The sequence below is a fragment of the Rhodanobacter sp. UC4443_H10 genome (assembly GCF_052978325.1).
The window spans coordinates 3,594,876-3,613,352 of the sequence record NZ_CM129668.1 but is presented as its reverse complement, the minus strand read 5'-3'; the positions used below and the strand labels follow the sequence as shown (position 1 = coordinate 3,613,352).

General features: G+C 68.8%; 14 protein-coding genes. 5 read left to right on the top strand and 9 right to left on the bottom strand.

Going from position 1 to position 18,477, the window contains the following annotated elements; genetic code table 11:
* Positions 1 to 58: 58 nt before the first annotated feature.
* The 7 genes from ACVCMB_RS16270 to ACVCMB_RS16240 form a co-directional block, all read right to left on the bottom strand.
* Entirely contained in the window at positions 59 to 1,975 is a 1,917-nt protein-coding gene (locus ACVCMB_RS16270) for a potassium transporter Kup (protein ID WP_395116816.1), read from the bottom strand.
* A 15-nt stretch (positions 1,976 to 1,990) separates the two neighbouring features.
* The gene (gene ruvA / locus ACVCMB_RS16265; RefSeq protein ID WP_447097085.1) at positions 1,991 to 2,587 is read right to left on the bottom strand and encodes a Holliday junction branch migration protein RuvA; all 597 of its coding nucleotides are present in this window, start codon (positions 2,585 to 2,587) and stop codon (positions 1,991 to 1,993) included.
* Complete coding sequence (gene ruvC / locus ACVCMB_RS16260) at positions 2,584 to 3,105, bottom strand: crossover junction endodeoxyribonuclease RuvC (RefSeq protein WP_395121347.1); 522 nt, start codon at positions 3,103 to 3,105, stop codon at positions 2,584 to 2,586. The genes ruvA and ruvC overlap by 4 nt, the downstream gene beginning before the upstream one ends.
* A gap of 33 nt (positions 3,106 to 3,138) precedes the next feature.
* On the bottom strand, positions 3,139 to 3,873 hold the full coding sequence (locus ACVCMB_RS16255) for a YebC/PmpR family DNA-binding transcriptional regulator (RefSeq protein WP_395116812.1): 735 nt from the start codon (positions 3,871 to 3,873) through the stop codon (positions 3,139 to 3,141).
* A gap of 39 nt (positions 3,874 to 3,912) precedes the next feature.
* Positions 3,913 to 4,611, bottom strand: a complete 699-nt coding sequence (locus ACVCMB_RS16250; protein WP_447097087.1) for an esterase/lipase family protein — start codon at positions 4,609 to 4,611, stop codon at positions 3,913 to 3,915.
* 49 nt (positions 4,612 to 4,660) lie between these two features.
* Positions 4,661 to 6,424 (bottom strand): aspartate--tRNA ligase, encoded by a 1,764-nt coding sequence (gene aspS, locus ACVCMB_RS16245; RefSeq protein ID WP_447105703.1) that lies wholly within the window; start codon positions 6,422 to 6,424, stop codon positions 4,661 to 4,663.
* A 128-nt stretch (positions 6,425 to 6,552) separates the two neighbouring features.
* Positions 6,553 to 6,876, bottom strand: a complete 324-nt coding sequence (locus ACVCMB_RS16240; RefSeq protein WP_447105702.1) for an FmdB family zinc ribbon protein — start codon at positions 6,874 to 6,876, stop codon at positions 6,553 to 6,555.
* Positions 6,877 to 7,301: 425 nt separating this feature from the next.
* Here ACVCMB_RS16240 and ACVCMB_RS16235 point away from each other — a divergent pair, with 425 nt between their 5' ends.
* Together ACVCMB_RS16235 and ACVCMB_RS16230 are read left to right on the top strand one after the other, a co-directional pair.
* On the top strand, positions 7,302 to 8,030 hold the full coding sequence (locus ACVCMB_RS16235; RefSeq protein ID WP_447105701.1) for a CsgG/HfaB family protein: 729 nt from the start codon (positions 7,302 to 7,304) through the stop codon (positions 8,028 to 8,030).
* A 349-nt stretch (positions 8,031 to 8,379) separates the two neighbouring features.
* A complete protein-coding gene (locus tag ACVCMB_RS16230) occupies positions 8,380 to 10,800 on the top strand; it encodes a TonB-dependent receptor plug domain-containing protein (protein WP_447100826.1) in 2,421 nt (806 codons plus the stop codon).
* Between the two features lie 113 nt (positions 10,801 to 10,913).
* Here the strand turns inward: ACVCMB_RS16230 and clpB are convergent, their stop codons facing one another.
* Positions 10,914 to 13,499 carry an ATP-dependent chaperone ClpB gene (gene clpB / locus ACVCMB_RS16225; protein WP_395116800.1) on the bottom strand — a complete coding sequence of 862 codons (2,586 nt, stop codon included), beginning with the start codon at positions 13,497 to 13,499 and terminating at the stop codon, positions 10,914 to 10,916.
* A 160-nt stretch (positions 13,500 to 13,659) separates the two neighbouring features.
* Here clpB and otsB point away from each other — a divergent pair, with 160 nt between their 5' ends.
* The 3 genes from otsB to otsA are packed head-to-tail and all read left to right on the top strand — an operon-like array spanning position 13,660 to position 17,673.
* Positions 13,660 to 14,499 carry a trehalose-phosphatase gene (otsB, locus tag ACVCMB_RS16220; protein WP_447100827.1) on the top strand — a complete coding sequence of 280 codons (840 nt, stop codon included), beginning with the start codon at positions 13,660 to 13,662 and terminating at the stop codon, positions 14,497 to 14,499.
* On the top strand, positions 14,459 to 16,264 hold the full coding sequence (locus tag ACVCMB_RS16215; protein WP_447105700.1) for a glycoside hydrolase family 15 protein: 1,806 nt from the start codon (positions 14,459 to 14,461) through the stop codon (positions 16,262 to 16,264). The genes otsB and ACVCMB_RS16215 overlap by 41 nt, the downstream gene beginning before the upstream one ends.
* The gene (gene otsA, locus ACVCMB_RS16210) at positions 16,264 to 17,673 is read left to right on the top strand and encodes an alpha,alpha-trehalose-phosphate synthase (UDP-forming) (protein WP_447105699.1); all 1,410 of its coding nucleotides are present in this window, start codon (positions 16,264 to 16,266) and stop codon (positions 17,671 to 17,673) included. The genes ACVCMB_RS16215 and otsA overlap by 1 nt, the downstream gene beginning before the upstream one ends.
* Here the strand turns inward: otsA and pgeF are convergent.
* Positions 17,664 to 18,413, bottom strand: a complete 750-nt coding sequence (pgeF, locus tag ACVCMB_RS16205; RefSeq protein ID WP_447105698.1) for a peptidoglycan editing factor PgeF — start codon at positions 18,411 to 18,413, stop codon at positions 17,664 to 17,666. The genes otsA and pgeF overlap by 10 nt on opposite strands.
* Positions 18,414 to 18,477 lie beyond the last annotated feature (64 nt).

Below are 18,477 nucleotides of genomic sequence, written 5' to 3'. Positions count from 1 at the left end.
GATGCTCCTCTTCACGGCGCGCAAAAGCTTCGCGCACACAGGGCGCTGTCCTGCAGCTTCAGATTTCCACCTGAGCGCCCAGCTCGATCAGCCGGTTGCCGGGGATCTGGAAGAAGGCGGTGGCGGGCAGCGCATTGCGCGCCATGAAGGCGAACAGCTTGTCGCGCCACGGCGCCATGCCGGGGCGCCGCTCGCTGGAAACGATGCTCTCGCGCGACAGGAAGAAGGTGGTATCCATCATGTCGAAACCGAGCCCTTCGCGGGTGCAGCGCGACAGTGCCAGCGGGATGTTGGGGTCCTCGGCGAAACCGAAGCGCAGCTCCAGGCTGTAGAAATCGTCGCTCAGCCGGCTGATGTGGATGCGCTCCTCGGCATCGGCCACCGGCGTCTCCAGGATTGCCACGGTGAGCAGCACGTTGCGCTCATGCAGCACCTTGTTGTGCTTGAGGTTGTGCAGCAGCGCATGCGGCACGGCCTCCTGGTTGGCGGTCAGGAACACCGCCGTGCCCGGCACCCGCATCGGCGGATGTTCGGTCATGTTCTCGATGAACGGCGCCAGTGCCAGGCCGCCCTGCTTGATCTCGCGCACCACCAGCTCGCGGCCGCGGCGCCAGGTGGTCATCACGGTGAACAACAGCACGCCGAGCACCAGCGGGAACCAGCCGCCGTCGGGAATCTTCAGCGTGTTGGCGCCGAAGTAGCTCAGGTCGATCACCAGCAGCAGCAGGCCGGTGAGGATCACCACAGTGCGGCTCCAGTGCCACATGCGGCGCGCCACGATCATGGTCAGCACGGTGTCGATCGCCATGGTGCCGGTCACCGCGATGCCGTAGGCGCCAGCCAGGGCGTTGGAGGAGCCGAAACCGATCACGGTGGCGATCACCGCCACCATCAGGCCGCGGTTGACCCACGGCAGGAAGATCTGCCCGATCGCCTCGCGCGAGGTGTGCACCACCTGCATGCGTGGCAGGAAGCCGAGCTGGATCGCCTGCCGGCACACGGTGAACGCGCCGGAGATCACCGCCTGCGAGGCGATCACGGTAGCCAGCGTGGCCAGCCCGATCATCGGATACAACGCCCAGCCCGGCACCGAATGGTAGAACGGGTTGGCGATCGCCTCGGGGTGGTTGAGCAGCAAGCCACCCTGCCCGTAGTAGTTCAGCAGCAGCGCCGGCATCACGAAACCGAACCACGCCGCGCGGATCGGGTAGCGACCGAAGTGGCCCATGTCGGTATACAGCGCCTCGGCGCCGGTCACGCACAGCACCACCGAACCCAGCGCCAGGAACGACGCCGCCCCGTGGCTCATGAAGAACTGCACCGCATGATACGGATTGAGCGCCCACAGCACGCCCGGCGCCTTGATGATGTTGTGCACGCCGATCACCGCCAGCGCCAGGAACCACAACACCATGATCGGCCCGAACAGCACCCCGATGCGCGCGGTGCCGTGGCGCTGCAGCCAGAACAGGCCGAGCAGGATCGCCACCGTGATCGGCACCACGTAGTGCGACAGCGCCGGCGCGGCCACCTGCAGGCCCTCGACCGCCGAGAGCACCGAGATCGACGGCGTGATCACGCCATCGCCGAAGAACAGCGCGGCGCCGAGCAAGGCCATCAGCATGATCGCCCGCCGTGCACGCACCGACTTGCCGGCCGCGCGCTGGGCCAGGGTCATCAACGCCATGATGCCGCCCTCGCCCTTGTTGTCGGCGCGCATCACCAGGCTGACGTACTTCACCGCCACCACCATGATCAACGACCAGGTGACCAGCGACAGGATGCCCAGCACCGTGCTCGGGTGCGGGTGCAGGCCGTGGTCGGGCAGGAAGGTCTCGTGCATCGTGTACAGCGGGCTGGTGCCGATGTCGCCGAACACCACGCCCAGCGCCCCGAGGATCAAGGCCGACTTGGCGCCGTGGCCGTTGTCGGTGCCGCTGGAAGCGGGCGCCTGGTCGTGCACTTGTTCGCTCATGGAAATCCTGACGGCCTAGTTGCCCAACGCAGCGCGCAAGGCCTTGCGGATGATGGCCTCGGCGCTGTCGCCGTCGGCGGCGACCTTCTGCACCAGCCGGCTCACCTCGGCCGGCTTGTAGCCGAGCTGCTGCAGCGCCACCGTGGCCTCGCCCGCCGCGTCCAGCGCCGCGGCGGCACCGGGCAGGGATACGCCGCCGGGAGTGGACAAGCCGTCGACGCGGTCGCGCAGCTCCACCACGATGCGCTCGGCGGTCTTCTTGCCGATGCCGGGGATCTTGGTCAGCGCCACCACGTCGCCGGCATGCACCAGCCGGGCGAAGTGATCGGTGGAAACCCCCGACAGCACCGCCAGCGCGATCTTCGCGCCGATGCCGCTGACCTTGAGCAGGCTGCGGAACAGCGTGCGCTCGTTCTCGCGCAGGAAACCGTACAGCGCGACGCTGTCCTCCTTCACCGCGTGATGGATCAGCAAGGTCACTTCGGTGCCGGTGGCGGGCAGGTCGTAGATCGTGGACATCGGCGCCTCGACCTCGTAGCCGACGCCGGCCACCTCCACCAGCAGCGAGGGCGGCTGGCGGGAAACCAGGGTGCCACGCAGTCGGCCGATCACCGGCGCCGCCTCCACGCCGTGCGCGGGATGCCGACGCGGGCCAGGCTGGCGCGGGTGTGCGCATGCGCCACCGCGATGGCCAATGCATCGGCGGCGTCGGCCTGCAGCGGGCCCTTGAGGCCGAGCAGCACGCCGATCATGTGCTGCACCTGCGCCTTGTCGGCGCGGCCACTGCCGACCACGGACTGCTTGACCTCGGTTGCCGCGTATTCGTGCACCACGATCCCCCGACTGACCACCGCGCAGATCGCGGCGCCGCGTGCCTGCCCCAGTTTCAGCGCGGAATCCGCATTGCGCGCCATGAACACGCGCTCGATGCCGCACTCGACCGGGTGATGGGCGGCGATGATGTCACACAGTTCGTCAAAGATGCGTTTCAGGCGCAGCGGGAAGCTGGCCTCGCCGGCCACCGCCAGCGCGCCATGGAAGACATGGGCGAGCCGGCCCGCCTCGTCCACGTCGATGATGCCCACGCCGGTGCGCTGGCTGCCGGGATCGATGCCGATGATGCGGATCATCACGATGCGATGCGAAGGCGCGAGGCCTCCGACTTATTCGGCCGTCCCGGCGGGCAGCAGGGCGTTGTGCGAGACCTCGCTCACGTCGTCCAGCGCATCGAGCTTCTCGAGCAGGTCGAGCAGCGGCTCCAGCGCTTCCGCCGGCACCTCGACGCGATTGTTCGGGCGCATCACCACGCCGGCGTGCACGGCGTTGAGGCCGGCGTCGATCAGGGCCTGCTGCACCGCCTCGAAGTGCTCCGGCGCGCACAGCACGATGCTCTCGCCGTGCTCGTTGATCACGTCGTCGGCGCCCGCTTCCAGCGCCGAATCGAGCACGAACTCCTCGGCGCTGGCGTCGTTGTCGGTGGCGAACACCAGTTCGCCGCAGCGGGTGAACTGGAACGCGACCGAGCCAGACGTGCCCAGGTTGCCGCCGTGCTTGGTCAGCGCGTAACGCACGTCGGCGACGGTGCGGGTGGGGTTGTCGGTGAAGCAGTCGATGATCAGCGCGATGCCGGCCGGGCCGTAGCCCTCGTAGCGCAGCTCCTGCATGTCGGCGCCGCCGTCGGCACCGGAGCCGCGCTTGATCGCGCGCTCGATGGTGTCCTTGGTCATGTTGGCCGACAGCGCCTTGTCCACCGCCGCGCGCAGGCGCGGGTTGCCGCCAGGGTCCGCGACGCCCGCGCGGGTAGCCACGGTGATCTCGCGGATCAGCTTGGTGAACACCTTGGCGCGCTTGGCGTCCTCGGCGTTCTTGCGACCTTCGATGGACGGGCCTCTACCCATGGCGATTCCTGCATGAAGCGATTGGACAAGCGGGCAATTTTACCTGAAATCGGCAGGTGTGCCGGCGCCCGGCTCCGCGGCAAATCGCCCCTCGCGCAGGAAACAGGCCACCCGCCGCGCCACCTCCGGCGAGAACAGCAGACTGGTGTGGCTCGATTCGACCACGCAATGGTCGGCCAACCCCGGCAGGCGCGTCTCGGCCACCGCCACGGTGCCGTCGTGCTCGCCCTCCAGCTGACCCAGCACGGCGCCCAGCCCCAGCGCGACGCGGCCGGCGATCACGCCCACCTCGCGCTCGCCATCCCAGCGCTCGAACCCTTCTTCCAGCAGTTGGCGGTTGTGTCCCAGCAACAGCTCGCCGCCGCGACCCCAGCGGGCAAAACCGCGCGCGGCGGCACTGCCGCGCAGTGGCGAGCCGAGGCAGACGATGCGTCCCGGCGGCAGCGCCTTGCCGTCGCTGCAGGCCCGCAGCGCGAGCAGCCCGCCCAGGCTGTGGCCGACCAGGTGCACCGCGTCGGCCTCGCCGGCCAGCGTGGCGATGCGCTGGTGCAGGCGATCCAGGATGTGCTGCTGGCTGGCGGCCACGCTCAGGTAATCGAAGCGGTGCACGCGAAAGCCGGCCTCCATCAACCGGTGATGCAGCATGGACAGCGCGAACCCGCGCATCCACAGGCCGTGCAGCAGGATCACGTGGGCCTGCAGCCGGGACTCGGGATCGGGATTTCGGGATTCGGTCATCACGCGTCTCGCCACCACCGGCTGTCGGCAAGGGTACGCGCCTCGCGCCTCAGGGCTTGCCCTCGACGGTCGCCACCGACAACTCCTTCAGCTGGGCGGCGGATACCGGCGACGGTGCGTCGGTCATCAGGTCCTGCGCGCTGGTGGTCTTGGGGAAGGCGATCACGTCGCGGATCGACTCGGTGCCGGCCATCAACGCGGCGATGCGGTCGATGCCGAAGGCGATGCCGCCGTGCGGCGGCGCGCCGAACTTCAGTGCCTTGAGCAGGAAGCCGAACTTGGCCTCCGCTTCGTCGGCGCCGATGCCCAGCAGGCCGAACACTGCGCTCTGCATCTCCGGGCGATGGATGCGGATCGAGCCGCCGCCGATCTCGTTGCCGTTGAGCACCATGTCGTAGCCGCGGCTGACGGCAGTGGCTGCATGGCTCTTCAGGTCGGCGATGTCGTCGATCTTCGGCGCGGTGAACGGATGATGCAGGGCCACGTAGCGCTGCTCGTCCTCGTCGTACTCGAACATCGGGAAGTCGGTAACCCACAGCGGCTTCCAGCCCTCCTCGACCAGGGAACGATCCTTGCCGACCTTGAGCCGCAGCGCGCCCATGAAGTCGGTGACGGTCTTCCACTTGCCCGCACCGACGAACACGATGTCGCCGGATTGCGCGCCGGTCGCATCGAGCACGGCATCGAGCGCCATGTCATCGAGGAACTTGGCCACCGGCGAGCTGATGCCCTCGCGGCCCTTCGCGCGATCCTCGACCTTGATCCAGGCCAGCCCCCTGGCGCCGTAGCGGGCGACGTACTCGGTGAGCCCGTCGATATCCTTGCGCGACAGCGCCGCAGCGCCGGGCACGCGCAGCGCGGCCACGCGGCCGGCCGGATCGTTGGCCGGTTCGGCGAACACCTTGAACTCCACGCCCTTCAGCGCGTCGGCCACGTCGACCAGTTCCAGAGCGATGCGCAGGTCCGGCTTGTCCGAACCGAAGCGGCGCATGGCTTCGGCCCAGGTCATGCGCGGGAAGCTCGCATCGAGCTCCACACCCTGCACCTCGCGGAACACGTGGCGGATCAGGTCCTCCACCATGTCCTGCACGTCCTTCTCCTCGACGAAGGCGAACTCCATGTCGAGCTGGGTGAACTCCGGCTGGCGATCGGCGCGCAGGTCCTCGTCGCGGAAGCAGCGCGCGATCTGGTAGTAGCGGTCGAAGCCGGCCATCATCAGGATCTGCTTGAACAGCTGCGGCGACTGCGGCAGCGCGTAGAACTGGCCCGGATGCACACGGCTGGGCACCAGGTAGTCGCGCGCGCCCTCGGGCGTGGCCTTGGTCAGGATCGGCGTCTCGATGTCCTGGAAACCGCGCGCGTCGAGGTAGCGCCGCAGCGTCTGCACCAGCCGTGTGCGCTTGCGCAGCATCGCCTGCATCTCGGGGCGGCGCAGGTCGAGGTAGCGGTAGGTCATCCGCATGTCCTCGTTGGGATTCTCGTGCAGCGCGAACGGCAGGTCCCTCGCCGGGTTGAGGACCTCCACGGTGTCGGCGAGCAGCTCGACCGTGCCGGTCTTGAGCTTGTCGTTCGCGGCCAGGCGGCGACGCAACGTGCCGGTGACACGCAGGCAGTACTCATTGCCGATCTCGCCGGCGATGGCGAACGCCGCGGCGTTGTCGCGCTCGATCACCACCTGCGCCACGCCCTCGTGGTCACGCAGGTCGACGAAGGCCACGTGCGCCTGCAGGCGGATCGTGTTGACCCAGCCGCAGAGGGTGACGGTCTGGTCGATCAGGGCCTCGTTGACGAGGCCGCAGTAATGCGTGCGCATGCGCTGGAAACTCCGGGCCGACTGGCGGCATGAACGGGGGAAAAGACCCGGAATCTTAGCATCGCCGGCCTTCCGGCAAACGCCGGGCCGCCGCGGCTGGAGCCGAACGGGAGGACGCGCGGGCGGACTCAATCCGCCGCGGCGGCCGCCTTGGCGGGTGCAGCGGGCTTGGCGGTGGACGCCTCCGGCGCCGACGCCGGCTTGCCTTCCGGGGCCGACTTGCTGCCCTCGCCCGCCGTGGTGCCGGCGAGGTTGTGCTTCTTCTCGCCGTCCTTCTTGAAATCGGTCTCGTACCAGCCGCTGCCGGCCAGGCGGAACGCCGGCGCACTGACCCGGCGGTGCAGTTTGGCTGCCGCGCAGGCGGGGCAGACGGTGGGATCGGCATCGGACAGCTTCTGCAGGCGATCAAAACGATGGCCGCAGCCGCTGCATTCAAATTCGTAGATGGGCATGGTGGTTTCTGGACTCCGGACCAGGATGGAGCGGGACTGGTCGCAATATCGGGTGGGCCGGCGCCGATTTCAACGCGGGCGGCGCGACCGGGCCGCGGGGCCGGCACGCACAGGGCGTCATCGTAGCGGCGCCACCGGGTGGTCGCCAGATCCGCGGGCGGCGGCGGTTCCCGGCGGCCGCGGGAGGGGCGACGACCTGGCCGGCGGAATACCGCGGACAGGGTTTCACGGCCGGCGCCTACACGTCCACGGCGCGCCACGCTTGAACAGGGAGCCGAAAAACGGCCACTATGGCCTGCGCCGCACGCGGTGCAGCCGGGTGGGCGCCGCCACGGCGTCGGCCACGCCGTCGGCGCCGCGGCTTGCCGGCGCGAGGGCCGGCAATCAGGGGGTTATCAGCGCTCCATCAAGCGGAGGGGACAACGATGAAACGAACAGGACGATTTGCCACCGGCACCATGCTGGCGCTTGCCGTGCTGGCGAGTGGCGCCGCCATGGCCCGCGAAGCACCGACCTTGACCGTCGCGGTGGTCGACTTCACCAACAACAGTGACTCCGTCGCCTGGTGGCACGGCGGCGTCGGCTCGCAACTGGCTGACGTGCTCAGCAACGAACTCAGCGCCACCGGCGACTTCAAGGTGATCGAGCGGCAGAAGATCAACGCCGTGCTGGCCGAGCAGGATCTGGCCAGCTCCTACCGCATGCGCCCGGGCAGCAGTCCGCACACCGGCAACATCACCGGTGCGCAGTACCTGATCACCGGCAGCGTCGCCTCGTACACGGAAGACACCTCCAACACCGGCGGCGGCCTCAGCTTCGCGGGCTTCCACGTCGGCGGCGGCCAGGCCAAGGCCTATGTGGCGATCGACCTGCGCGTGATCGACGCGGAAACCTCGGAGGTCGTGTTCTCGCGCACGGTGGAAGGGCGCAGCACCGACAAGGCGATTCGCCTGAGCGGCTACACCCGCGGCGTCGGCGGCGACTTCGGCCACAAGGAGAAGACGCCGGCCAGCAAGGCGGTGCGCGCCGCGCTGATCGAGGCCACCGATTATCTCGACTGCGCCATGGTCAAGCGCGACGGCTGCGAGGCCCGCTACGAGCAGAAGGAACAGAAGCGTCGCCAGGGCGACCGCGATTCGCTGGATCTCGACTGAAGAGGTCGCCGGGTTCTCGATGTCGAAGCCCGGCCGCGCACCACCGGATGCGGATCGGGCACACCGGTGCCCGATCCGCGCGAGCGCAGCCACGCCTGCATCATGTCGCCGTTTGCGTGGCACCGATGGCGCCATGATGCGTTCGCGAGGCGCTCGTGCGGAGGATGGCGCAAGCCCCTCGCAAGTTCCTTCGCCGCGCCGACGGCGCCGCGCTTGACAGGTCATTCTGCAGCAACCTAAGTTCGAGCCCGTCAGGGACGCACGACACCACATCCCCGAGCGAATGCGCGTGCCACGTCGTAGTCATGGACCCGCCGACTACATGCTCGCCATTGCCCGGGGTTCGCGCATGCAAGCCAAATCATTCCCGATCCGGGGCGGCCTCGCCGCCGCCATCGCCCTCGTCCTGTCCTCGTTTGCCCTCTCCCTGCCCGCGCGCGCCCAGGACCCCGGCGCCGCGCCGGACAAGCCTGCCGCCAAGGATGTCACCGCACTGCAGGCGGTGGTGGTCACCGGCACCCGCGTGTTCGACCGCACCGAAGCCACCTCGCTGGCGCCGATCGACGTGCTGACGCCGAAGGACCTGGTCGGCACCGGTGCCACCGACCTGGCCACCGCGCTGCGCGTGCTGCTGCCCTCGTTCAACTTTCCGCAGCCCTCGGTGACTGACGCCACCGACGCGATCCAGCCCGCGCAACTGCGCGGGCTCTCGCCGGACCAGACGCTGGTGCTGATCAACGGCAAGCGCCAGCACACCACCGCGATCGTCAACGTCAACGGCTCACTGGGCCGCGGCTCCTCGCCGGTGGACATCAACGCGATCCCGGTCAACGCGATCGAGCGCGTCGAGGTACTGCGCGACGGCGCCGCGGCGCAATACGGTTCGGACGCGATCGCCGGCGTGATCAACATCATCCTCAAGGGTGGCGCGCAACACGGCTCGCTCAGCCTCACCGGCGGCCAGTACAGCAAGGGTGACGGCACCACCTGGCAGGGCGGCGCCGATGGCGGCTTCAAACTCGGCGACAAGGGCTGGGTGCACCTGAGCGCGAACGCCAGCCACCAGGACCCGACCAATCGTGCCGGTGCCGACGTGCGCTACCCGGGTGATCCCAGCTACGGGCAAGTCACCTTCCACTACGGCATCCCGCTGGTGCGGGCCAGGCAGGCGGCGATCAACCTGCAGTACGACTTCACCCCGAACGCGCAGCTCTACGCCTTCAGCCTGTTCAACAAGCGCGACGTCAGCGCCGGCGGCTTCTTCCGTTCGCTGTCGACCTATGCCGGCAGCTACCCCGGCGCGGCGGCGGTCTATCCGGACGGCTATCTGCCGATCGAGAACAGCGCGATCCGCGACGACAGCGAAGTGCTCGGCTTGCGCGGCACGGTGGCCGGCTGGCATTACGACCTCAGCGCCAACACCGGCGGCAACCACTGGAAGTTGCACACCAGCGACACCTACAACTACTCGCTGGACCCGGATTCGCCCACCGGCTTCTACATCGGCACCCTGACCAACCGGCAGGATGTCTACAACGCCGACTTCAGCCGCGACTTCCAGCCAGCCATGCTGCCGAACGGCTTGTCCGTGGCCTGGGGCCTGGAATACCGCCGCGAGGAGTTCACCCTCAAGCAGGGCGACGCGGCCTCGTACGCCGGCTCCGGCGCGCAGGTGTTCCCCGGCTACCAGCCCGGCGACGCCGGCTCGCACTCGCGCAAAAGCCGCGCGCTTTACGTGGACCTGGAGAGCGACCTCACCGACAAGCTCTCTGCCGGGCTGGCGGTGCGCCGCGAACATTACAGCGATTTCGGCGGCACCACCTCGGCCAAGTTGTCCGGGCGTTTCGCGTTGACCGACACGCTGGCCCTGCGCGGCACCGTGTCGAACGGTTTCCGCGCGCCGTCGCTGCAGCAGGAGTACTACTCCAGCACCGCGATCAACTTCGTCGCCGACGGCAGCGGCAACCTGATCCCGTACACGATCCGTACCTTCCCGGTCAGCAACCCCGCCGCGCAGGCGCTGGGTGCGCAGGCACTGAAGCCGGAGAAATCACGCAACTACAGCCTCGGCCTGGTGCTGACCCCTTCCAGCGGCTTGTACACCACACTGGATTTCTACCAGATCGACATCGACCACCGGATCATCCTCAGCGGCAACCTGGTCGGAACGCCCGTGCAGGATTACCTCACCTCGGTGGGCATTCCGTTTGTCAGCGGCGGCCGCTTCTTCACCAACGCGGTCGACACGCGCACGCGCGGCGTTGACCTGGTGGCCACCTGGCCGCTGCAGCTGGAACACTCCGCGCTGAAGTTCACCGGCGGAGTGAACTACAACAAGACCGACATCCGCGCGATCGCGCCGAACCCGCCGCAACTGGGCCTGGTCGGGCTGACCTTGCCGATCATCGACCGCACCGAACAGGGCCGCATCACCAAGGGTGCCCCGCGCACCAAGGCGTTCCTCGCCACCGACTGGAACGTCGGCAACTGGAGCTTCCACGGCCAGCTGACCCGCTACGGCCAGTTCACCACGCTGGGCAACAACCCGGCCACGGACCAGACCTACGGCGCACGCTTCGTGCTCGATGCCAACGCGAACTACGCCTGGAACAACTGGACCTTCACCGTGGGCGCCAACGACCTCAACAACGCCTACCCCGAACGCAGCAGCGCCGCCAACAACTTCCACGGCATCCTGACCTACTCGGGCTCGTCGCCGTTCGGCTTCAGCGGCGCGTACTACTACGGCACGGTGGCCTATCACTGGTGAGCTGATCGGCTGGGGCGAGGTCGACGCGCGGGATCTGCGCTGCGGCCTCCACACGGGAACCGACACCGAACCCGGCGCGCCGGAAGCATCCGCCGCGCCGGGTTGACCCGCGGCTACCGGAACACCAGCTGGCCGCCGGCGGTCGACACGTGGATGGTGTCGCCGCCCTGGAAACGACCCTCCAGGATCTGCCGCGCGAGCGGATTCTCCAGTTGCTGCTGGATCGCCCGCTTCAGCGGCCGTGCGCCGTAGACCGGATCGAAGCCGACGTTGCCGAGCAGGGTCAGCGCGTCGTCGCCCACGTCCAGCTTGAGCTGCCGCTCGGCCAGGCGCTTCTCCAGGTATTCGAGCTGGATCTTCGCGATGGCGCGGATCTGGTTCTTGTCCAGCGGCCGGAACACCACGATCTCGTCGAGCCGGTTGATGAACTCGGGGCGGAAGTGCGCCTGCACCACGCCCATCACCGAGGCCTTCATCTGGGTGTACTGCTCCTCCGCGTCGCCGCCGCTTTCCGCCGCGTCCTGGATCATCTGCGAGCCGAGGTTCGAGGTCATCACGATGACGGTGTTGCGGAAGTCCACGGTGCGGCCCTGGCCGTCGGTGAGGCGGCCGTCGTCCAGCACCTGCAGCAGGATGTTGAACACGTCCGGGTGCGCCTTCTCCACCTCGTCGAGCAGGATCACGCTGTACGGCCGGCGCCGCACGGCTTCGGTCAGATAGCCGCCTTCCTCGTAGCCGACGTAGCCCGGAGGCGCGCCGACCAGGCGCGAGACGGAGTGTTTCTCCATGAACTCGCTCATGTCGATGCGCACCATCGCGTCGGTGGTGTCGAACATGAATTCGGCCAGCGCCTTGCACAGCTCGGTCTTGCCCACGCCGGTGGGGCCCAGGAACAGGAACGAGCCGTTCGGCCGGTTCGGATCGGACAGGCCGGCTCGCGAGCGGCGGATCGCGTCGGCCACGGCGTGCACGGCCTCGTCCTGGCCGACCACGCGCTTGTGCAGCTCGTCTTCCATCTTCAACAGCTTGTCGCGCTCGCCTTCCAGCATCTTGCTGACCGGGATGCCCGTCCAGCGCGACACCACTTCGGCGATTTCGTCGGCGGTGACGCGCGTCTGCACCAGCTTGAAATCCTGCGTCTCGGCGGCCTGCGCCGCGGCGAGCTGCTTTTCCAGTTCGGGCAACTTGCCGTACTGGATCTCGCTCATCCGCGCGTAATCCTGCGCGCGCCGCGCCGCTTCCAGATCCTGGTTGGCCTGTTCGATCTGCTCCTTGACCTTGGTCGTGCCCTGCAGCGCGGCCTTCTCGGATTTCCACACCTCGTTGAGGTCGGAGAACTCGCGTTCGAGCTTCTCGATGTCGGCTTCCAGGTCGGCCAGGCGCTGCTTCGATTCGCTGTCCTTCTCCTTCTTCAGCATCTCGCGCTGGATCTTGAGCTGGATCAGCCGACGTTCGAGCCGGTCCAGTTCCTCCGGCTTGGAGTCGATCTCCATGCGAATGCGGCTGGCGGCCTCGTCCATCAGGTCGATCGCCTTGTCCGGCAGCTGGCGGTCGGCAATGTAGCGGTTCGACAAGGTCGCGGCGGCGACGATCGCCGGGTCGGTGATCTCCACCCCGTGGTGCACGGCATAGCGCTCCTTCAGGCCACGCAGGATCGCGATGGTGTCCTCCACCGACGGCTCGCCCACGAACACCTTCTGGAAGCGCCGCTCCAGCGCGGCGTCCTTCTCGATGTACTGGCGGTATTCGTCCAGCGTGGTGGCGCCGATGCAGTGCAGCTCGCCGCGCGCCAGGGCCGGCTTGAGCATGTTGCCGGCATCCATCGCGCCCTCACCCTTGCCGGCGCCGACCATGGTGTGCAATTCGTCGATGAACAGGATCACCCGGCCTTCCTGCTTGGCCAGGTCGTTGAGCACGGCCTTGAGCCGTTCCTCGAACTCGCCGCGGAATTTGGCGCCGGCGATGAGCGCACCCATGTCCAGCGCCAGCACCCGGCGACCGCGCAAGCCCTCGGGCACTTCGTCCTTGATGATGCGCTGGGCCAGGCCTTCGACGATCGCGGTCTTGCCCACGCCGGGCTCGCCGATCAGCACCGGGTTGTTCTTGGTGCGCCGCTGCAGCACCTGGATGGTGCGGCGGATTTCCTCGTCGCGGCCGATCACCGGGTCGAGCTTGTTGCGCTCGGCGCGCTCGGTGAGATCGATGCAGTACTTGTCCAGCGCCTGACGCTGTTCCTCGGCGTTCTCGCTCTGCACCTTCTCGCCGCCGCGCAGCTTCTCGATCGCCGCTTCGAGATGCGCCCGGGTCGCCCCGGCGGCCTTCAGTGCCGCGCCCAGTTCGCCCTTGTCCTCCAGCGCCGCGAGCACGAACAGTTCGCTGGCGATGAACTGGTCGCCGCGCTGCTGCGCCAGCTTGTCGGTGAGGTTGAGCAGGCGGTTGAGGTCGTTGCCGAGATTGATGTTGCCCTCCTGCCCGCGGACCTGCGGCAGGCGATCGAGCAACTCGTTCACGCGCTGCATGAGCATCGGCACGTTGACCTGCGCCTGGGTCAGCAGCGGGCCGGTCGAGCCACCCTGCTGGTTGAGCAGCGCGGCCATCACGTGCGCCGGTTCGAGCATGTTGTTGTCGCGGCCCACGGCCAGCGACTGCGCGTCGGCCAGCGCCTGCTGGAACCGCGAGGTGAGTTTGTCCATTCGCATGTCGAGAATCCCCGCATCGGTAGGGCGGCAATCGCCACGGCGCAAACGTGTGGCCGGAATGCACCGATTCAAGCTGGCCCGGTCCGCCGATCGCCGTTCACCGTGGCCGCACGCGGCGCATGGCCGGCTCTTCACATTCACCCTGTTACGGTGCGGCCCGATGTCCACGCCACGCCCCGCCAACGCCACGACCCACGCGCCGCTTCCCCCTCCGCCGCTGCCCACCGCAGACACTGCCTGGGCGCTGTTGCTGGACGTGGACGGCACCTTGCTCGACTTCGCTGATGACCCGCATGCGGTGCGCGTGGACAACGAGCTGCTCGCCCTGCTCGACGCGCTGCACGGGGCGACCGACGGCGCGCTGGCGCTGGTCAGCGGGCGCCGGCTGGACGACATCGACCGCCTGTTCGAGCGCCCGCACCGGGCCGCCATCGGCCTGCACGGAGTGGAGCTGCGCGCGGCTACCGGCGAACTGCGCCGCCATGTGGTGATGCCGCTGCAACAGGCGCGCATGCAACACGAGGCGCAGGCGCTGGCCGCGCGCTTTGCCGGCGTGCAGCTGGAAAACAAGCAGCAGGCGGTTGCGCTGCACTGCCGCGGGTCGTCGGACGAGTGGCAACAGTTGCGCGAGGCGGCCATCGGCGCGATCGCCCATCTGCCCGGCTACGAACTGCAGGCCGGTCGCCGCGTGCTGGAGTTCAAGCCCGGCGGCATGGACAAGGGCCGCGCCGTCGCCGAACTGCTGCAAGGCGAACCGTTCAAGGGCCGGCTGCCGGTCTACCTCGGCGACGACCTCACCGACGAGCACGCCTTCGACGCGGTCAATCGCGCGCACGGACTCAGTGTCCGCGTCGGTGACCGCCATCCCAGCGCCGCGCGCTTCACCCTGCCCGATCCGGTCGCCACGATCGCCTGGCTGGCCCGCGTCCTGGGCGCACTGATGCAAGGAGCCCCCACCCATGCCCGACCATCCGAACGAGAAACCTCGCGCCAGTCTTGAACTGGGCGTGATCGGCAACGGCAGCGTGGCCGCGCTGGTCGACAGCCACGCACGCATCGTCTGGTGTTGCCTGCCGCGGTTCGATGCCGACGCCAGCTTCTGCAGCCTGCTCTCGCCGACCCTCCCCGGCGGCGACTGGGCGATCGAACTGGAGCACTTCGACCATGCCGAGCAGTTCTACCTGCGCAACACCGCGGTGCTGGTCACGCGGCTGTTCGACCGCCAGGGCGGCGCGATCGAGATCACCGACTTCGCCCCGCGCCACCGCGCCTCCGGCCGGCTCTACCATCCCGAAATGCTGGCGCGGCGCGTGGCGCCGATCTCCGGTTCGCCGCGCATCCGCGTCCGCATGCGCCCGCTGTGCGACTACGGCGCGCGCACGCCGCAGACCACCTCCGGCAGCAACCACATCCGCTACCTGCTGAGCGACACCATCCAGCGACTGACCTGCGACGTGGCGCCGCTGATGGTCGAACGCGGCCTGCCATTCGGCCTGGAGCAGCCCGCGCACTTCCTGTTCGGTCCGGATGAGACGCTGGAAGGCAACGTGTCGGACTTCATCCACCTGGCACTGGAACGCACGCTGGACTACTGGCGCGAATGGACCCGCTACCTGTCCATCCCGTTCGAGTGGCAGGAGGCGGTGATCCGCGCCGCGATCACGCTGAAGCTGTGCCAGTACGAGGCCACCGGCGCGATCGTGGCGGCGTTGACCACCTCGATCCCGGAGTCGCCCGGCAGCGGGCGCACCTGGGATTACCGCTACTGCTGGCTGCGCGACGCCGCCTTCACCGTGCGCGGCCTCAACCGGCTGGGCGCCACGCGCTCGATGGAGGAGTACATCCGCTACGCCTTCAACCTGGTCGCCAACCGCGGGCAGGCCGAACTCGGCCCGGTGTTCGGCATCACCTTTGCCGAGCAATTGCCCGAGCGGCAGGTCGACACGCTGGCCGGCTACCGCGGCGACGGGCCGGTACGCGTGGGCAACGACGCATGGCAGCAGCGCCAGAACGATGTCTACGGCTCGGTGCTGCTGGCCTCGGCACAACTGTTCTTCGACCAGCGCCTGCAGCATCGCGGCGACAAGGTGACTTTCGAGCGGCTGGAGCAGCTGGGCAAAACCGCTCTGCGCATGGCCGAAGAGCCCGATGCCGGCCTGTGGGAGTACCGCGGGCGCATGGCCGTGCACACCTACTCGGCGGCGATGTGCTGGGCCGCGTGCGACCGTCTGGCGCACATCGCCACCGAGCTGGGGCTGGAGGACCGCGCGCGCTGGTGGCATGACGAGGCGGCCGCGCTGCACGGGCGCATCGAAGCGCGCACCTGGAACGAAAAGCTTGGCCATTTCGTCGACGCCTACGACGGCGAGCGGCTGGACGCCAGCCTGCTGCTGCTGGCCGACATCGGGTTCGTCCAGGCGAGCGACCCGCGCTTCGTCGCCACCGTCGACGCGATCGGCGAGAAGCTCGGCCATGGCGACTACATGTTCCGCTACATCGCGCCGGACGACTTCGGCGCGCCCGAAACCAGCTTCAACATCTGCACGTTCTGGTACATCGACGCGCTTGCCGCCACCGGCCGCGAGAAGCGCGCCCGCACCACCTTCGAGAACATGCTCGCCCAGCGCACCACGCTGGGCCTGCTCTCGGAGGACATCGCGCCGAAGACCGGCGAGCCGTGGGGCAACTTCCCGCAGACCTATTCGCTGGTGGGGCTGATCCAGTCGGCGATGCGCCTCTCCCGCCGCTGGGAGGACGCCATGTGATGGCGCGCAAGACTCCCGGCCGGCTCATCGTGGTCTCCAACCGCGTCGCACTGCCCCACCAGACCGCCGCTGGCGGGCTCGCCTCGGCCCTGCGCGCGGCGCTGGCCGAGAACGGCGGGCTGTGGTTCGGCTGGAGCGGCAAGGTGAGCGCCGCCGAGACCGGCGCCGAACTGCACCAGGCCAGCGACCACGGCATCGACTACGCCACCGTGGACTTCTCGCGCGCCGACCACGACGCGTTCTACGCCGGCTTTTCCAATGGCGCGCTATGGCCGCTGCTGCACTACCGGCCGGACCTGGTCGACTACCAGCGCAGCCATCTGGACGGCTATCTGCGGGTCAACCGGATCTTCGCCGAGCGCCTGCGTCCGCTGATCGGCCCGGACGACACGATCTGGGTCCACGACTACCACCTGATTCCGCTGGCCGCCATGCTGCGCAAGCTCGGCGTGAAGAACCGCATCGGCTTCTTCCTGCATACGCCGCTGCCCGCCGCCGGCCTGCTGATTGCCCTGCCCAACCACCACGAGCTGCTGGAAACACTGGCCAGTTACGACCTGATCGGCGTGCACACCCATCGCGACCTGCGCGCGCTGGAGGATTATTTCCTGCACGAGGCCGGCGCGGTGATGCGCCTGGGCGGGCGCATGCGCATGCCCGGCGGGCGCGAATTCCGCGCCGGCGCCTTCCCGATCAGCATCGACACCGAACACATCGCCGGGATCGCGCAGAAGGCCGTGGGGCTGAAGGAAATCGTGCAGCTGCGCGAAAGCACCCGCGGCATCGCGCTGATCATCGGGGTCGACCGGCTGGACTATTCAAAGGGCCTGCCGCATCGCTTCCAGGGCTACGCGCGGCTGCTCGAACGCGACCCGGAGCTGCACCGCCACGTCACCTTCATGCAGATCGCGCCGCCCTCGCGCGGCGCGGTGCTGGAGTACCGCGCGATCCGCCGCGAGCTGGAGCGCAGCGCCGGCCACATCAACGGCAAGTACGCCGCGCCGGACTGGGTGCCGATCCGCTACATCAACAAGTCGTTCCCGCACCGCCTGCTCGCCGGCTACTACCGCAGCGCGCGCGTGGGCCTGGTCACGCCGCTGCGCGACGGCATGAACCTGGTGGCGAAGGAGTACGTGGCCTGCCAGGACCCGGAAGACCCCGGCGTGCTGGTGCTCTCGCGTTTCGCCGGAGCCGCGCTGGAGCTGGGCGATGCCTTGCTGGTCAACCCGGCCGACACCGAAGAGGTCGCCGACGCCCTGGAGCAGGCGCTGCACATGCCGCGGACCGAACGGCGCCGGCGCTGGAAGGCGATGATGCGGGTGCTGCGCCACAACGACATCACGCATTGGCGCACCGGTTTCCTGGAGGCGTTGCGCGCGCCCGGGAAACCCGCGCCGGATCAGCTCTGAGCGAGCCAGATCAGGCTGGCGAAGCGGCCGCTGGCGGCGCCGTCGCGCCGGTACGAGTAGAAACGCGGGTCGGCATGGGTATCGTCGCCGCCGCCGTAGACGCGCGTCACGCCCGCGCGCGCCAGGCGCTGCCGCGCCAGTGCGACCAGGTCGCAACGCCAGTGGCCCGGGCGCGTGGCCTCGAAGCACGCCGCGGCAGCCGCGTCGCGCGCGACGAACGCGGCGCGCACTTCCTCGCCCACCTCGTACGACGGCGCGCCGATGCACGGGCCCAGCCACGCCAGCACGCGCGCCGGCGGGCTGACCATCTGCGCCAGGGTGGCCTCCAGCACGCCGGCGGCGAGGCCGCGCCAGCCGGCATGGGCCGCACCGATCTCGCCGCCATCCTCGCTGCACAAAAGCACCGGCAGGCAATCGGCGGTGAGGATCGCCAGCACCGTGCCGGGAATGTGCGAGACCGCCGCATCCGCCTGAGGCTCGTGTGCGCTGGGCAGCGGGCCGAGTTCGGCCACGCCGCAACCGTGCACCTGATGCAACCAGCGCGGCGCGGCCGGCAGTCGCAGCGCCTGCTGCAGCGCGCCGCGGTTCGCCATCACGGCCTCGGCCGCATCACCGCAGCGCAGGCCGAGGTTGAAGCGCTCGAACGGCGCGGAAGACACGCCCGGTCCCAGCCGCGTGGTGACGGCCGCGTGGACTTGCGGCGGCGCGGGCCAGTCGGGAAAGATCCAGCTTTCAGTCATGGGGGCCGGGATTGGAGATCGGGGATCGGGGATCGGGGATTCCCCAAGCATCGCACGGCTGGCG

What these genes read in the sequence shown, in the direction of transcription:
- otsA (WP_447105699.1), top strand. Translation starts at nt 16,264, where the DNA reads ATGGCGCGCAAGACTCCCGGCCGGCTCATCGTGGTCTCCAACCGCGTC.
- ACVCMB_RS16255 (WP_395116812.1), bottom strand. Translation starts at nt 3,873, where the DNA reads ATGGGTAGAGGCCCGTCCATCGAAGGTCGCAAGAACGCCGAGGACGCC.
- ACVCMB_RS16240 (WP_447105702.1), bottom strand. Translation starts at nt 6,876, where the DNA reads ATGCCCATCTACGAATTTGAATGCAGCGGCTGCGGCCATCGTTTTGAT.
- aspS (WP_447105703.1), bottom strand. Translation starts at nt 6,424, where the DNA reads ATGCGCACGCATTACTGCGGCCTCGTCAACGAGGCCCTGATCGACCAG.
- ACVCMB_RS16270 (WP_395116816.1), bottom strand. Translation starts at nt 1,975, where the DNA reads ATGAGCGAACAAGTGCACGACCAGGCGCCCGCTTCCAGCGGCACCGAC.
- otsB (WP_447100827.1), top strand. Translation starts at nt 13,660, where the DNA reads ATGTCCACGCCACGCCCCGCCAACGCCACGACCCACGCGCCGCTTCCC.
- ruvC (WP_395121347.1), bottom strand. Translation starts at nt 3,105, where the DNA reads ATGATCCGCATCATCGGCATCGATCCCGGCAGCCAGCGCACCGGCGTG.
- pgeF (WP_447105698.1), bottom strand. Translation starts at nt 18,413, where the DNA reads ATGACTGAAAGCTGGATCTTTCCCGACTGGCCCGCGCCGCCGCAAGTC.
- ACVCMB_RS16250 (WP_447097087.1), bottom strand. Translation starts at nt 4,611, where the DNA reads ATGACCGAATCCCGAAATCCCGATCCCGAGTCCCGGCTGCAGGCCCAC.
- clpB (WP_395116800.1), bottom strand. Translation starts at nt 13,499, where the DNA reads ATGCGAATGGACAAACTCACCTCGCGGTTCCAGCAGGCGCTGGCCGAC.
- ACVCMB_RS16215 (WP_447105700.1), top strand. Translation starts at nt 14,459, where the DNA reads ATGCCCGACCATCCGAACGAGAAACCTCGCGCCAGTCTTGAACTGGGC.
- ACVCMB_RS16235 (WP_447105701.1), top strand. Translation starts at nt 7,302, where the DNA reads ATGAAACGAACAGGACGATTTGCCACCGGCACCATGCTGGCGCTTGCC.
- ACVCMB_RS16230 (WP_447100826.1), top strand. Translation starts at nt 8,380, where the DNA reads ATGCAAGCCAAATCATTCCCGATCCGGGGCGGCCTCGCCGCCGCCATC.